The organism is Pseudomonas sp. 10C3 (assembly GCF_036346185.1).
GTDB lineage: Bacteria > Pseudomonadota > Gammaproteobacteria > Pseudomonadales > Pseudomonadaceae > Aquipseudomonas.
In genome coordinates this window covers 1-249 of record NZ_JASJVE010000167.1, presented here as the reverse complement: position 1 = coordinate 249, position 249 = coordinate 1, and the positions used below count along the sequence as shown (strand labels likewise).

The following is a 249-nucleotide window of genomic DNA, read 5'->3' as shown; positions in this document are numbered from 1 at the left end:
ATATCCTGAAGCTCGTGGTGCTCAATTATTTATGAGTCGTTCAAAAACTGAAATGCTGATAGAGTTATTTCGTATAGAAGTGCCTGAAATTGGCGAAGAAATTATTGAAATTAAAGCAGCTGCACGTGATCCTGGATCTCGTGCTAAAATTGCAGTGAAAACTAATGATAAACGAATTGATCCAGTAGGTGCATGTGTAGGAATGCGAGGTGCACGAGTACAGGCAGTATCTAGTGAATTATGTGGAGA

The 249-nt window shown here is 39.4% G+C and carries 1 pseudogene; it reads left to right on the top strand.

Annotation, left to right across the window (positions count from 1 at the left end):
* Nucleotides 1-249 (top strand): annotated as a pseudogene (nusA, locus tag QN399_RS26495) (transcription termination/antitermination protein NusA); the annotation flags it as partial.